Consider the following 14944-nt stretch of genomic DNA (forward strand, 5'->3'; position numbering starts at 1 on the left):
ATTTAGTAGATGAGGTATTTTATTATAATTATCTGTATAATTTTCTTTGGCTGCAAAAATAAAGCTAAGGATAGGTTGCAAAATGTAAATGAAGAAGTTCAGGTAATTCTAAATACTTTCGAAAATGGTATTATCGCTGTTTCTGAAAACGACTTTAAAGTTATGCATGCAAAAATACATCAAATCCATACGAAAGCAATAAAGAGCGTAAGGAAATATACCGTAACAGATTCTCTTTTATCAATGAGTGAGTTTCAATATTTCAATAGAACTTATAAATTAATACCAACTAAAACAACTGTACCTTTTGAATTTAAAGCATCAAAACATTCATTTAGCAGAAATTTTGAGATTATAAAAATCTCTAGAAAAGAAGCAAAGCTAGATTCTAATTACAACGGCAACTTAACCTTTAGTCGTGTGATATTTAATAAAGAACGAAACAAAGCTAAATACTATTTTGAGCAAAGTAAACTGATTGGCTTACGAGGCGTTTGGGGAATGGGAACTTATATTTACGCTAAAAAAGTAAACGGAGTTTGGATTTTTGATAAGGAAGAAGAACTTTGGATTACTTAAGATTTCTTCTTAGCGGCTTGCTCTAAATCTCTTTCGGCTTTAAATTTTGTAATTCGGGAAATTAAATCTAAAGGCATTGGTTTATCAATAGGAAACTGAACAGCGCCTTTGCTCCATTTGTAATCGCCAAATTCGTTTTGAAATGCATTAATGCCTGAACCTGTAGGATAAAAGCCAATGTGTTTTTGATAGGCAGCGAAATATACTAAAACAGTATTCTGCTTAAATGCAGGCATTTTGTAGCTAATTACTTCATTGGCATTTGGTACCGCATTTTGAATCGTTTCCCGAACCTGCTGTAAAATTTCTTGCGTTTTAGCAGGGAATAGCGCAATATATTCGTCGATGGTTGTTGGGTCTGTTTTTTCCATAACATTGAAATCTTGATATGAAAATACGAAAAATCTAAATTAATTTATTCACTAACCTGGATGTCGTATTTGTGTAAAAGACCTGCTAAACCAGATTTAGAAAACCTTGCTTTTTTAATGCGGTTATTATCTGGGTCGATGGAATAATTATAGGCCGTTCTGAAATCGGCTTTTTCTAGAATAGTTCTGTCGAAAGTTGCGCTCAGTAAATCGCAGTTGTCGAAAGTTGAATTTGCCAAGTCGCACTCAGAAAAATCGACTTCGTGTAATTGGGTGTTTTTGAAATGGGTTTTCTTCAATTTCAGTTTGTAGAATGAGGAATGATCTAATTTACAATGATCAAAATTGAAGGCTAAGCCGAAATCATTACAGTTTTCGAAACGTAAGCCAAGCATTTTACAATCGCTAAAAGTGATATCGTTAAGCGAGGTTTTGGTTAAAGTTGCCAAGCTTAAATTACAGGAAATAAATTCGCAATCGAGAAATTTTATACCACTTAAATCTGAGCTTGAAAAGTTGCAGTCAATGAATTTGCAGTTTTCATATTCTGCCTTTTGTAGTGCTCGTAAAGTAAAATCTTCTTTTTTAAATGTTAGCTCGGCTATGTATTCAGACATTTTGATGGGACGTTTTTTGTTATAACGAAGATAAAAAATATTGAGTAATTTTTAGGGTTTAGGCAGGAAGCTGAACTGCGTTTTTTACACAGGTTTTAGTTAAATAAACCTGACAGAAATGGAAATACTTTTAAGTAGCATTGGCAGAAAAGATTGCCGCGTTGTTCCTCCTAACAATGACGATAGTTGGAGTATAGAAGATGTTTAAAAAGATTGGAATGGATGGCAGGGCTGCTGAAAACGAAGAATTGCTGAACGTTGGTTTTCAAATTATTTTACCATCTAAGAAACCTAAGTTCATCTAAGCTTAAATTTTCTTTAGTGTCTTAGGTGGTGAGTAAAATAAAAAATCCCCCAAATTGCTTTGGAGGATTCGTATGTTTTAGTCTTTTACTATTTTGTAGCGTACATTACTTCTTTAACCGCTTTAACTACTTTTTCTGCGTTTGGTAAACTTGCAGCAATTAAAGTTGGTGAGTATGGAAGTGGAACATCGGCACAAGTGATACGTAAAACTGGCGCATCTAAGTAATCGAAAGCTCTTTTTTGAACCATGAAAGCAATTTCACCTGAAAGTGATGCTAATGGCCAAGCTTCTTCTACAACTACTAAACGGTTTGTTTTCTTAACTGATTCGATAATTGTATCGTAATCGATAGGACGAACAGTACGTAAATCGATAACTTCTACATTAATTCCTTCTTTAGTTAATTCTTCTACAGCTGGGTTAACCACGCGAGTTAACATTTTACCGAAAGTTACGATGGTTACATCTGTACCTTGTTTAGTTACGTTTGCTTTACCGAATTCGATATAATATTCTTCTGCCGGAACATCGCCTTTGTCGCCATACATTACCTCAGATTCCATGAAAATAACTGGGTCTGGGTCGATAATAGCTTGTTTTAATAAACCTTTAGCTTCGTAAGGCGTTGATGGAACAACTACTTTTAAACCTGGTGTGTTTGCAAACCAGTTTTCGAAGTTTTGTGAGTGTTGTGCACCTAATTGACCTGCGTTACCTGTTGGACCGCGGAAAACCATTGGGCATGAGAACTGACCACCGCTCATTGATAAAATTTTAGCTGCGCCGTTTATAATTTGGTCGATAGCTACCAATGAGAAGTTGAATGTCATAAATTCAACAATTGGAATAAGGCCTGCTGTTGCAGCACCAGTTGCAATACCTGCGAAACCTAATTCGGCAATCGGGGTATCGATAATGCGTTTCGCACCAAATTCATCAAGCATTCCCTGACTTACTTTGTACGCTCCGTTATATTCTGCTACTTCTTCACCTAATAAAAAAACGCGGTCATCTTTACGCATTTCTTCGCTCATGGCTTCGCGTAGTGCTTCTCTAAATTGGATTTCTCTCATTGTAAATTTTAATAACGGTGGCAAATATAATTATTAATCGCATTGAAACCAAAGGCAATAATGCGTGTATTTTGTAATAATTATGGTTGATTATGATGAAATATTTGGCTTTTTGCTTTTTATTTTGACTGTTATTTTGGAATAGCTAAAATATTATTTCGCAACGCGTTAACTTAGGTTGTTTTTGTATTCCGGTTTATTGCTTTTCCGAAATATCTTCTCCAAAATGGATAATGTTTTTGTTGTTATCTAAAATTGAAAACTGGCGCATTCCCCAAGGCATATCTTTTAGTGCACTATCGGGGTGGATTACATTGTGGATTTTATATTCTTCATAGAGTTTATCAACTTCGGTTACGTTTATATAGCAACCTGTATTTTTAGGATAATCGGGGTTATCTGTGGTCCAAAAGTGTAAATCCATGCTGTCTCTACTGAAAATTAAATAACCATCCCATTCTGAATGAAAAGTGAAGCCTAATTTTTCTGTGTAGAATTTTACAGTTTCTTCGGTATTAAGTGATGCTAAAATTGGTACTGCTGCTTTGAACATTTTTTAATGATTTGGATTTAACAAGCCATAAATCTCACTGTCTAGAAATTGTCCACGGAAATAATAATCTTGTTTAAAGTGCGCTTCTTTAACAAATCCATGTTTAATGAGCATTTGCCTTGATGCATCGTTTCCAACATTGATATTTGCTTTGATGGTATGCAAATTCATTTCTTCGAATCCGAAAGCAATAGTTTTTATTAATGCTTCGGATATAATTCCTTTTCGCCAATAATCCGGGTGAAGCATATAACCAATTTCTGCCCGATGATTTGCATAATCTGTTCGCCAGTAACCGATGGAACCAATCATATGGTTTGGATTTTCTTTTAATGCAATTACCCAAGCCAAATTATCGCCATTTTCAAAACCTTCATTAAAAGTGGTGATGAAGGTTTTAATCTCCATTAAATCTTTTGGTCGCTCGCGGTCGATGTATTTCATTACCGTTTCGCTGGTTCGCATAGCGAATAAGGGTTCTGCATCAGAAAGAGCGTGTTCCCGAAGGATTAATCTTTCAGTTTCTAAATTTGGAAATTTGGTGAAGTTGAGGGTAAGCATTTTTAAATTTAAGTGATTAACCGCAAAGTGCGCAAAGTTTTTCGCGAAGAAAATGAAGTTGGGTTTTTACCACCGAGCACACAAAGGTTGCACAGAGAGAGAAATGAAGTTTAGTTTTTAGGCATTTCGTCATTGCGAGGTACGAAGCAATCCTACAACTTTCGCTATTCATAAAACCCAAAGCTTTAAGATTGCTTCGTGCCTCGCAATGACGATGAGTTGACGGATTGGCTCTAAGCTTGGTATTCTTTGCGTATTTCCTTCTTTTCCTTTGCGGTTAAAAACCTACTTCCCGAACAATGTTTTATAAATCGAGTACTTATAATTATCAGGAATCTCGCTGGCTTTGAAATATGGAGCACCAAATAATTCGGCGAGTTTTTCTCTTAACCGGGCCAAAAACAAAGGTTTAATTTCTTCAAGAAATTCGCCTTTTAAAACCTGACGATTTGATTTAAACCAAACGCCGCCATAAATCGGGTCGTTCATGGTTTTAACGATATATAAATTTGGTTCTACACAATTTTTCCCTGCCGATTGCTCATACGCATAGGTATAAAGCAAGGTCTGAATCAATGCTTTATTAATGTGTTTTCCATCCGAGTTGAAAAGTTCATTAACATCCTTGAAAACCAGTTTATCGCTTCCGGTTTTATAATCTACAATTTTTGTAATCCCGTCCTTAACATCCACTCTATCAATATATCCAAAGATTTTAACACTTTCTTCCTTACCATTTAACGGGAAGCTGATTTCGGCTTCTACTTTTTGCTCCAGACTGATAATGATAAAAGGTGTTTGCGAAATATCCTGATTCAGAATAATATTTACATAAGCATCAACAATAGCGAGAATCACTTTTTGCATTCCCTTATATTCCATCACCTTGTCAGGATGGTTAAACATGACCGCATTGAAGGCTTTTTGAATGAGTTGAGGCACTAATTTTTTCCTTTCTTTAATTCTTTCCTCGGTAATTTCTGCGCTTTTTAGATCTTGATAGAAATACTCCATCACTTTGTGTAAAATGGAACCAATTTCATTCGCCTCTACAACGGCACTAATTTCTTTAGGTTCTTTAATGCCGGCGATATAGTTAAAGAAAAAATCAATCGGATTGGAAATATACTGCGTTAAAGCCGATGGCGATAAAATTTTCTTCTTATCGAGGTATTTTTGCAGCGTTTCCTGAATAAAGGCATTCCCCGTTTTCTCAATCTGAATCTCTTTAAATTCCTCTGTTTTTACTTCGAGGTTTAGCTCATTGTAAGTGAAATTGAAACCACTTTCATATTCAAGTTGCTTCAAAATTCTGCTGGCTTCGCCTGATGTTGATTCATCCGTTAAGCTGTTATAAACAAAGTTGATGTTCTTTGCCCTTTGCATCAATCGGTAAACCATGTAAGATGAAATGGCATCAAGATTTTCCAATACAGGCAAACCATAAACCCTGCGAATAGAATCTGGAATAAAGCTATTTCCGATGGAAGATTTTGGAATAATTCCCTCATTAAAACCTAAAATAACCACTTTATCAAAGTTCAGATTTCTGGTTTCGAGTAAACCCATCACCTGAATTCCATTTAATGGGTCGCCTGATAGCGGGACTGCAATGGCTTGCAGCGATTTCTGAACCAAATAAATTACAAAAGGAATTTCTTCTTTGCCTATATGCGCATTAAACGTATCGTGCAAGCGATTTAGTTCTTGAATGGTCTTTACAAAAAGTTCTGCATCGATTTTTTTAAGCGTTTTTGCATTCGATAATCTTGTTAAAACAAAATCTAAAATATCCAATAAATTGGTTACAACCGATTGTGGATTTTCGATTTTTTTGTAGAAAACCTCAAATAAACCACTTTGCCTTAACAAACGGGTATGGTCTATTTCAACCTGGTTCTCTTGCAACAAGGCTGTTAAAATCTTATCACGCATTTTTTGCGTTAAACCTGTTAACGGATGCGTTAAAAATGCTTCTACGTTTTTGTAGCTAACTTTGTCGCCTTGCAAAACTTCCAGCTGACTGGTTAACCATAAATCGACCAAACCAAAAATGCTTGAGGTTGATAGAGCAAAACCCATCGTTACGTTCAGGTCGATTGCCGAATCCTTATAACTTGTAGGAATGGTTTGTAAAGTTGGAATCAGCAAACTTTCATCGGCTAAAACCACAACGGTTTTGCCAACCGCTTCGGCATCTAAATAATCTTCTTCTAAAATATTATTCAGGATTTTTGCCTGAGCCGATTGGCCCTGAACTTTGAAAACATTTACATCATGTTGTCCGGTTTTCATCAAACTTTCTCGCTCTGAAAATTCATTTTTAAGGCCAAGTAGATTTAGGTTTTTCCTTAAGAATAAACCGGCTTCCTGCGAAGCATCATCCAGATAATAGCTATCTGCATCAAAATAGAAGAGTGCTTTTTCTGATTCCTGTAACTGGGTAAAAATCTTTGCTTCGGCGCTGCTTAAGGCATTGAAACCAACGAAAATAATTTTGCCTTTATCGAAATTTGAAATAAATTCCTGGTGACTGGTAATGTCATCGGCCAAATGGCGATAAACCGAGCCATTGGTTAAATAACCTTGTTCTTTAAGCGTGACATGGAATTTATGATAAAGCTTTGGCATCCTCCGCCACATTTTTATAAATAATTCCTGCTGTTTTTTGTGCTTCCCTTCCGAGTAGGATGTCCAGAATTGAGCAAGAAACTGGTATTGCTCCGGACTTAAATAATCAAAATCTTGGTTGATAACTGAAATGTCTTCTAAATCGCGGTATAACTTCTCCGCATCAACTAAATCTGCATCAATCTGGTTAAAATCACTTAAAATAATTTTGGCTAATGGAAAAAACTTATGACTGGAAATGGTATCCAGCTTTTCTTCAGCTAATAGTTGGTTGTATATTTTATGAAGCGTAAAAAACTGCAAATAGAAATCGGCAATTTTATAATTGGTAGAGCATGCAAAAAACTCCTGAATAGTAAAAAACGAAGGACTGAAAAACGGCTTTCCGATTATATCTGCAAAGTGTTTCTGCAAATAGGTTGCCGGGCGTTTATTGTTAAAAACAATAGCGCAATTATCCAGCTGATTTCCAAATCTGGTCACTAAATCTTCGGCAACTTCTTGTAAAAATGGTTTCATCTGCATGTTATACTAATTTCAATTTGCCTGTAACTGCGTAAAATAAATAAGTCTTGATGTTTTTATAACCCATTTCAGCAAGTAAAATCTTGTAACTATCTACCTGTTGGATGTGTTTATCGCTTTCTTCAAGTGTAAACTTATAGTCCAGAATAATCACCTCATCTGAGTTTATCAAAACCCTGTCTGGGCGATGAAGTTTACCTTCCGCATCGATAATATTCTTCTCTACAATACTTTCTGTTGCTTTATTCAAAATTCCCCTAAGCTCTGGATGATTTAAAACTTCCAGTGCCGAATCAATGAGTTTTTGCTTTTCTTCTTCTTTAATAATGCCTTGTAAAACCAGGTTTGAAGTGTAATCATCAACACCTTTTTCTGTAGTAGCGCCTGCTAAAATATCATGAAGCAAAGAGCCTTTCCTTCCTGATTTTTCAATGTTAACCAGGTGTTTTAAATGCTTTTCTTCTGATGGAATGTAAAGCTCGGATAAACGGGTTGTGGTTGGGTAACTTTTTAAATTAATGAAATTTGATTCTTCAATCTTATTTTCACTCTTAACATAATCCACAATTTCATAAACGCCATTTTCATCGAACTGCTCATCAAAAGTAAAATTGATTACATCGCCCATGTTTGATAAACTCACTTCTTTATTGCCTTTTGGTTCGGCTTTGCCCATCGTAGAAATGTAAAGGAAATCTTTCGACCGCGTTGTGGCTACGTAAAGCATGTTTAACGCATCCATATTGTTGTAAAGCAATTCTTCGTAATAGGCTTTCGCGATGGATGAATCGGCTAAATCTTTATTGTATTTTAATGGGATTCCACGAAGTTCTTTGTAAACAGTATCTTCTGATGAAACCCAAAAAGTGGAGTTCGTTTTGCCTTTCACTTCCCAGTTGCAGAATGGTACAAAAACTGCCCTAAAAGCCAATCCTTTTGATTTATGAATGGTAATAATTTGAATGGCATCTGCACCTTCGGGCGATGGTAGCGATTTTTTAACGCCATCTTCATCCCACCAGGTTAAAAATGAAATGATTCCTTTTTCGCCTAATTTCCCTGCGTTTGCGGTTAAATCTCTAAAAGCCAATAAATAGGGAAGGTGTTGATTCAGGTTTTTTAAATCGTAAGCTTCAACTAATATTTCTACCAATTCTGCCAATGGAAGTTGTAGCCAAGATTGCCAGTTTTCGCAAAGCGATTTTGGTAAAACATTAAATAGTGTACTTAAAGAAACATTATTTAGGTTTAAGTAATGATTTGCATTGGCTTCTTTTTCGTGTAAGGAATGATAAAGCGCAATGCAATTGGCTTTGTACAATGCCGTTTGCGCATCCAAACCAATCAAGGTTTTTAAGGTGTTGATGATGAGTTGAACGGCAGAATTGTTCGAAATCAGCAAAGCATCTCCAGATAGAACGGGAAGTTTTTGTTCCATTAGTTTCTGAACGGTAAGCATGGCTTCGCTATTCGAACGCACTAAAATGGCGATGTCTTTCAACGCATAATTCTGTTCGTTTTTTAAATGAAAAATCTCATCAATAACGTCATTCAAGGCAATATCACGAAAAACGGTCTCCGAAAAGCGAGCTTCATCTGGTGCACTTTCTTTGCTGAATTTTTTAATTTTTATTGTTCCACCTTTTCCTGTATTAGCAGCAAAATTTTGGGTAGAGCCTGCGTAAATGTCAGTAATAATGGAGTTGTAGTTTTGGGCCGTCCACCAGGCCAAAATATTTTCAGGTTTGCTTTCTAAATTCTGATTTAGCTCATTTTGTAAGGTAATCGGGATAGACCGATACAGGAAATTGTTGAAGGTAATGATGTTCTCTGTACTGCGATAGTTTTCTTCCAGACTATCATCGATAACATTATGCGCACCAACATCTAATTTGGCATGTTTATGTAAGATGTTCCAATCGCCATTGCGCCAGCGATAAATAGATTGTTTGGTGTCGCCAACAATTAAATGGTCGGTTAAATCTAAACTTGGTGTAGCAATGGCATTGGTTAAAAGCGATTTAAAACTTCCCCACTGGCTTGTCGAAGTATCCTGAAATTCATCAAACAAGAAATTGCGATATCGGTTACCCACTTTCTCCCAAATGAAGGAAGGATTATCGCCTGCATCTTCCGTAATGCCAGAAATTAATTTCTGCGCATCGCTAATTAAAAGGTTATCATTTTCTGCCCTATATTCTTTCAGTAATACGGCAATTTCTTGCATTAAACGTAAATAATAAAGGTTTTTATTAAATGCAATGGCAAGCTGATAATTCGGTAAACGGGATTGATAATGCGTTTTAATTTTCTGAAGAATCGGGTTTATGGTATCATAGGCTTCAACTACGCTTGCATTTTTTTGAAACCATTCTTCAGGTTCATCAATGATGTTGAAAATCGAATCTATTTTAGAAAAATCGCCACGGGCAACTACAATTAATTTAGTAAGCGGACTGCGGGATTTTCCTTTAAGCTGGTCGGTTTCTACACCTAAAACTTCAAGCGCCTCATGTGCATCTTTGGCCAGCTGTATAATTTCACTTTCAAAATTTTTGATTTCATCTTTGGTAACGCTGATGTATTTTTTGAAAAGTTCATCGATGTTTTCGAGGCCTAATTCTTCCACAGCAGATTCGAAAATCTGAAAACGTTCGGAGAAAATTTCTCCAATCAGATTATACAATTCAATTTTATAATTCCAGCTTTTGTTATCGCTGATGCGTTCAATGGCCAAATCGATAATCCATTGTAAAAGCTGTTTATTGTCATTTAAAGCTTCATCAAGTTTGTTTACCAAGTCATCTTTTACCTTATCATAATTCATTTCTAAATTATAATCGGCATTTAAACCTAACTCAAAAGCAAAACCACGGATTACTTTTTGCACAAAGCCATCAATGGTGCTCACCGAAAAACGACTGTAATCGTGAAGAATTTTACGGTAGATTTTATCGGCTTTTAGTTTTAAATTTTCTGCATCAAGCTCAGGATAGGCTTCTAAAACCAACTTCCGATAATCATCAATTTTTTTTGATGGATTTCCTTGAGCTAAACCAACCAGCACCTCTAAAATCCGAGATTTCATTTCTTCGGTAGCCTTGTTAGTGAAGGTTACGGCTAAAATTTCTCGGTATTTATTTTCGCCAGAAAAAAGCAAAGTAAGGTAATGTGCAGTTAAACTGAACGTTTTACCAGAACCGGCAGAAGCTTGAAGAATTTTGAGGGGTTGAGGCATAAAATGATTTCGTTTCGGAATTTTAAACTTACAACAATTTAAAATTTTCCCGAAATCAGGATATCCACAATGTGATAATAAGCTAATTTGCTTTTGTGCCTTGGTTCGTGTCCCCACGAACCAAATAAATTTATTTGCTTTTCTTTTTTCTCTTTAACAGAGTTTTATGGCTAATTCTTGCAGGGCGTTCGGCCATTTCTATTTTTAAACCCAATAAATCGCGAATTACAACCGATGCACAAGTGCCACCAAAAGCTGCCGGAAGATAAGAAATTGTTCCGTAGGCAGAGCGTTTAAAATTACTGCCATCGGTCATAATCATAGAGCTTTTATCCATTTCTTCGGTAGAAAAAACCGCTTTTATTTTATCGGCGCCAACAAGTTTGTTCAATCTTTTACGTACATAACTTGCAAAAACACATTGATATGTATCGGGCAGCATGGTAATTCTTAATCGCGTTGGGTCCATTTTACCACCAGCGCCCATAGAACTCACAATTGGGATATTTTTTTCTAAAGCAGTAGAAAGCAAAGTTATCTTCGGCATCACACTATCAATGCAATCCATAATGTAATCGAATTTCGATTCCAAAATTTCTCTGCATTTCTCTGGCGTTAAAAAAGTATTTACAACATGAAGCTTTAACTCCGGATTGATAGCCAACAAACGCTCTTGCATAATTGCCGCTTTACTTACGCCATGATTGGTAGCCAAAGCAGGTAACTGTCGGTTTCTGTTTGTCGGGTCTACCACATCACCATCAACAATGGTCATTTCGCCAACACCAGCACGGCAAATAAATTCGGCAGCGAAAGAACCTACGCCACCTAAACCAATCACTAAAACGTGTTTGGCTTGAAGTTTATCAATTCCATCATTCCCAACTAAAAGGGCGGAGCGTGAAAGCCAGCTTGTATCAGACATTTTTTAAAGTAAAAAGTGTAAAGTAAAAAGTAAAAAACTGAAGGTAAAACGGTTATAGCAAATTTAATCTATTCCAGTTTGCAAAAATAAGTGCTTTCAATTCATCAACCGAACATTTTTTTAAATTAGCTGAGGTTTGATAAATTTCTTCGATTGAAATTTCAGCATCATCGGTCTCCAGGAAAAAGTTTTCGCTCTGCTGAATCAATTTGGCTGCGCCAGAATTTTCTTTCAAAATTGCTGTTCCAAAGGAAAGCAAAAAACCTTTTGCTATTAGTTGATTACCAAGTTCTTCATTTTTGTTAAAACCGTGAATTATCATCGGCACTTTGACTTTCAACCTATCTTTAATTTCTATCAATTCTGCAAATGCTTTTACACAATGCAATATTAGTGGCTTGTTTAACCTTTCGGCTATTAATATCTGCTGCTCTAAAAAATAAATCTGATTTTCTAGGTTTTCGCCTTTAAGCCTATCTAAACCGCACTCGCCAATCAATTTTACATTATTTTGTTTAGCTAACACCTCCAAATATCTCAATTGAATTTCAAGTTTCTCTGTAGATGCGTACCAAGGATGCAGACCGATTGAAATGGGTTTTGTTTTTGGCATTGCAAGAAAAATATCGCTTGTAAGCGATAAACTTTGAATACTAATTACTCCTTTCTGTTGCGAAGTTTTGTGAGTATGTATATCTAAAAAATCCATTCAGAACCAAAGATAAGCTTTTGCAAAAATGTATTCCTTCTGTAAAAGATAGGATTGATAATCTATAAAGTTAGTAGTCTTTGCTATTTTTGCCTCATCATTATTAAAATCATGAAAAAAATAATAACAATATTAACAGTTCTGTTTATCTCGGCTACCGCTTTTGGACAGGCTAAAAAAGAAGGTGTTCACATTTATAATCCTGAAGCGAACGCAATGGCAGATTTAAAAACTGCTACAGAAAAGGCTGCTAAAGCTAACAAACATGTATTGGTACAAGTTGGTGGTAATTGGTGTACGTGGTGCATCGCTTTTCATAATTTGGTTGATACAACTGCTGTTTTAAAACAAACCATAAACGATAATTTCGAATATGTTTTAGTGAATTGGGATAAAGACCACCATAACGATGAAGCGATGAAATATCTTGGTTTTCCAAATCGTTTTGGTTATCCGGTTTTTGTGGTGCTAGACGGAAAAGGAAAGGTGTTGCATATTCAAAATTCTGCGTATTTAGAATCGGAGGAAATTGGAGCTAATGGCAAACGCAAAGTAGGGCATGATGTTAAAAAAATCAATGCTTTTTTAAAGGGCTGGACTGTTGCAGCAGTAGATCCAGAAACGTATAAACCAAAAGCTAAATAAGGTAAAAGGTTAAAAATTAAAGTGAAAAGCCACAAATTCTCAGGTGTTAAATCTGTTAATTTGTGGCTTTTTTTTAATCTTCAGAATCATCTTCTTTTAAATCATCAACATTTAACTCGTAAGATGGTCTCGAAGCTTCATCAGCTTGTTCCAACATATCTTTATCATGTTCTATGTTGGCCGTATCGCCATCCACTTCGTTTATGTTTTCTGTGTCGTCTTCCCTGCGTAAAGCATCATTTGGGTCATTCGAATAATCTTCGTCTTTTGGGTCTATCATAACTTTAAGTTTATAAATAGATAATGATTTAAAGAGCGAAATTGTTTTGAATTTTATATCAATAAAGAAAGCCACAGATTCGCAGATTATTTTTATCTAATTAATCTGCGAATCTGTGGCTAAATTCTTTTTCAATACAGTTAAGCCTTACATCCCATCACCAAACTTGTAATTTGGCAAAATACTTACAGGTAATTTTCCGGTAGGCACTAATCTGTTATTTATAACTGCGGCTGCAGAAATTTGCATGTAATCTTCTTTCTGATAACCAACAATTAAACCTTTACTGTTTTCTAAACCTGGCAAACCTGCAAGATTATATGGATTGGCGAATAAGGCAAAAACTGTGTTTCTGGTCGATAAATCTTTAATAAAATTCTTAACACCTGCATTTAGCTGAATATTATTTGCTGGTCTGGAACGACTATCGTGAATACCAACAATAACCTGATCAAAAGCAGCAATTTCTCTTGCTACATTCGAGATTTGTGTTGCACTCGCATCTTTATCTAAAACATAATAAACCGAGTTGTAAAAACCTTTCGAAATCTCTTTCTGGAACTTCGTTACCGAAGGTACGCCAATACTAATAATTGCGGTTCTTCTAATCGGAATCAAGTTTTTAATGTAATCTTTACCTTTTAACATCGTAACAGAAGCATTTGCTAACTCCTGTACAAGCGCATTACTAGCGTTGCGATTAATTCCAGCGGTTAAACCTTTAGTAACAACAGTATCTTTTTGAGCTAAACCTGCCCAATATTTAGCCGTTAAAATTTTTCTAACACTTTCATCAATCGCTTTCATGTCAATTTTACCCTGACGAACAGCTTTTCTAATCAAGTGAATAGCTCTGTCGCTATTTTCCGAAAGTTCTAAAATATCATTACCAGCAATTATGCCCATTAAATCGGCTTCGCCATTTTTGAAATATTTTACAACGCCTTTCATATCCATCGCATCCGAAATAATTAAACCTTTAAAGCCTAGTTTTTGCTTTAAAATACCGGTTACAATTGGTTTTGATAACGTAGATGGTAGATTTTTTGTAGTATCTAACGATGGAATATTCATGTGGGCAATCATTATGCCCGATGCACCTTGCTTAATCAATTCTCTAAAAGGATAAATTTCTAAAGTATCCAAACGGGTTGCACTAAAAGTTAGCTGCGGCAAATCATAATGCGAATCTACATCTGTATCACCATGACCAGGAAAGTGCTTTAATGTTGTTAACAGACCACCATCCTGCATTCCTTTCATGTAAGCGCCGGTTTTTACCGCAACATTAAATTTATTTTCGCCAAAAGAACGGTAATTAATAACCGGATTTTTCGGGTTATTGTTAATATCAGCAACGGGCGATAAATTCATTTGCATGCCCAAACGCTTATAATCTTTCGCAACTTCCAAACCCATTTTATAAAGCAGTTCTTTGTTTTGAATAGCACCTAAAGTCATTTGGTATGGGTAAGAAATTGTACTATCTAAGCGCATCCCTAAACCCCATTCTCCATCATTCGCTACAATTAAAGGTACGCGACTAACCTTTTGATAAGCATTAGTTGCCATTGCCTGCCTAACTGGCCCGCCTTGAAAAAATATTACGCCGCCAAGCTGTTCTTTTTTAATCACCATACCAACCGAATCGGTATATTTCTGGCCTAAATTGGTATGCGCCCTAACGAAGAACATTTGGGCAATTCTTTCCCTTCTGTTTAATTTTTTAAATACCGAATCAACCCATTTTGGTTGGTTAGCCAGCATTTCTAGGTAGGTAATTTGTTGTGCGCTTGCAGAAAATGCCAGCGTGCAAATGGTTATAAGTGTTATTAAATTCTTTTTCACGGTGTTTTGTTGTAGCGGCTAAATTAATAAGTTATCAGCTAATAAAACAAAAACCAATCCAAGTAATCGATTTAATACATTT

General features: G+C 35.7%; 13 protein-coding genes. 2 read left to right on the forward strand and 11 right to left on the reverse strand.

The features are described 5' to 3' along the window. Positions 1–9 precede the first annotated feature (9 nt). Entirely contained in the window at positions 10–579 is a 570-nt protein-coding gene (locus tag ACO05K_RS18835; protein WP_421945949.1) for a hypothetical protein, read from the forward strand. Here the strand turns inward: ACO05K_RS18835 and ACO05K_RS18840 are convergent. From ACO05K_RS18840 to ACO05K_RS18880, 9 genes are all read right to left on the reverse strand, one after another. Beyond that, positions 576–950 (reverse strand): iron chaperone, encoded by a 375-nt coding sequence (locus tag ACO05K_RS18840; RefSeq protein ID WP_421945950.1) that lies wholly within the window; start codon positions 948–950, stop codon positions 576–578. The two genes, ACO05K_RS18835 and ACO05K_RS18840, sit on opposite strands and share 4 nt — an antisense overlap. Before the next feature lie 44 nt (positions 951–994). Then, positions 995–1567: a pentapeptide repeat-containing protein gene (locus ACO05K_RS18845; protein ID WP_421945951.1), complete on the reverse strand. Its 573-nt coding sequence runs from the start codon at positions 1565–1567 to the stop codon at positions 995–997. 393 nt (positions 1568–1960) lie between these two features. After that, entirely contained in the window at positions 1961–2947 is a 987-nt protein-coding gene (locus ACO05K_RS18850) for a pyruvate dehydrogenase complex E1 component subunit beta (RefSeq protein ID WP_316735243.1), read from the reverse strand. A gap of 196 nt (positions 2948–3143) precedes the next feature. Next, complete coding sequence (locus tag ACO05K_RS18855; RefSeq protein ID WP_421945952.1) at positions 3144–3500, reverse strand: bleomycin resistance protein; 357 nt, start codon at positions 3498–3500, stop codon at positions 3144–3146. Positions 3501–3503: 3 nt separating this feature from the next. Beyond that, positions 3504–4061, reverse strand: coding sequence for a GNAT family N-acetyltransferase (locus ACO05K_RS18860; protein WP_421945953.1), 558 nt, complete (start codon positions 4059–4061; stop codon positions 3504–3506). 285 nt (positions 4062–4346) lie between these two features. Next, a complete protein-coding gene (locus ACO05K_RS18865) occupies positions 4347–7211 on the reverse strand; it encodes a PD-(D/E)XK nuclease family protein (RefSeq protein ID WP_421945954.1) in 2865 nt (954 codons plus the stop codon). Positions 7212–7218: 7 nt separating this feature from the next. After that, positions 7219–10455: a UvrD-helicase domain-containing protein gene (locus ACO05K_RS18870; RefSeq protein WP_421945955.1), complete on the reverse strand. Its 3237-nt coding sequence runs from the start codon at positions 10453–10455 to the stop codon at positions 7219–7221. A 130-nt stretch (positions 10456–10585) separates the two neighbouring features. Continuing rightward, positions 10586–11380 carry a tRNA threonylcarbamoyladenosine dehydratase gene (locus ACO05K_RS18875; protein WP_421945956.1) on the reverse strand — a complete coding sequence of 265 codons (795 nt, stop codon included), beginning with the start codon at positions 11378–11380 and terminating at the stop codon, positions 10586–10588. A gap of 52 nt (positions 11381–11432) precedes the next feature. Continuing rightward, positions 11433–12089, reverse strand: coding sequence for a TatD family hydrolase (locus tag ACO05K_RS18880; protein WP_421945957.1), 657 nt, complete (start codon positions 12087–12089; stop codon positions 11433–11435). A 111-nt stretch (positions 12090–12200) separates the two neighbouring features. Here ACO05K_RS18880 and ACO05K_RS18885 point away from each other — a divergent pair, with 111 nt between their 5' ends. After that, the gene (locus ACO05K_RS18885) at positions 12201–12734 is read left to right on the forward strand and encodes a thioredoxin family protein (protein WP_421945958.1); all 534 of its coding nucleotides are present in this window, start codon (positions 12201–12203) and stop codon (positions 12732–12734) included. 73 nt (positions 12735–12807) lie between these two features. Here the strand turns inward: ACO05K_RS18885 and ACO05K_RS18890 are convergent, their stop codons facing one another. Then, on the reverse strand, positions 12808–13014 hold the full coding sequence (locus tag ACO05K_RS18890; RefSeq protein ID WP_421945959.1) for a hypothetical protein: 207 nt from the start codon (positions 13012–13014) through the stop codon (positions 12808–12810). Between the two features lie 147 nt (positions 13015–13161). Further along, the gene (locus ACO05K_RS18895) at positions 13162–14862 is read right to left on the reverse strand and encodes a glycoside hydrolase family 3 protein (RefSeq protein ID WP_421945960.1); all 1701 of its coding nucleotides are present in this window, start codon (positions 14860–14862) and stop codon (positions 13162–13164) included. Between the last annotated feature and the right edge of the window lie 82 nt (positions 14863–14944).

Origin of the sequence: Pedobacter sp. (genome assembly GCF_965227205.1) — a bacterium.
Taxonomy (GTDB): domain Bacteria; phylum Bacteroidota; class Bacteroidia; order Sphingobacteriales; family Sphingobacteriaceae; genus Pedobacter.

Bases quoted from the DNA above. Each gene is read 5' to 3' on its own strand.
- ACO05K_RS18870 (WP_421945955.1), bottom strand. From the start codon at position 10,455: ATGCCTCAACCCCTCAAAATTCTTCAAGCTTCTGCCGGTTCTGGTAAA.
- ACO05K_RS18890 (WP_421945959.1), bottom strand. From the start codon at position 13,014: ATGATAGACCCAAAAGACGAAGATTATTCGAATGACCCAAATGATGCT.
- ACO05K_RS18865 (WP_421945954.1), bottom strand. From the start codon at position 7,211: ATGAAACCATTTTTACAAGAAGTTGCCGAAGATTTAGTGACCAGATTT.
- ACO05K_RS18835 (WP_421945949.1), top strand. From the start codon at position 10: ATGAGGTATTTTATTATAATTATCTGTATAATTTTCTTTGGCTGCAAA.
- ACO05K_RS18850 (WP_316735243.1), bottom strand. From the start codon at position 2,947: ATGAGAGAAATCCAATTTAGAGAAGCACTACGCGAAGCCATGAGCGAA.
- ACO05K_RS18880 (WP_421945957.1), bottom strand. From the start codon at position 12,089: ATGGATTTTTTAGATATACATACTCACAAAACTTCGCAACAGAAAGGA.
- ACO05K_RS18855 (WP_421945952.1), bottom strand. From the start codon at position 3,500: ATGTTCAAAGCAGCAGTACCAATTTTAGCATCACTTAATACCGAAGAA.
- ACO05K_RS18875 (WP_421945956.1), bottom strand. From the start codon at position 11,380: ATGTCTGATACAAGCTGGCTTTCACGCTCCGCCCTTTTAGTTGGGAAT.
- ACO05K_RS18845 (WP_421945951.1), bottom strand. From the start codon at position 1,567: ATGTCTGAATACATAGCCGAGCTAACATTTAAAAAAGAAGATTTTACT.
- ACO05K_RS18840 (WP_421945950.1), bottom strand. From the start codon at position 950: ATGGAAAAAACAGACCCAACAACCATCGACGAATATATTGCGCTATTC.
- ACO05K_RS18885 (WP_421945958.1), top strand. From the start codon at position 12,201: ATGAAAAAAATAATAACAATATTAACAGTTCTGTTTATCTCGGCTACC.
- ACO05K_RS18860 (WP_421945953.1), bottom strand. From the start codon at position 4,061: ATGCTTACCCTCAACTTCACCAAATTTCCAAATTTAGAAACTGAAAGA.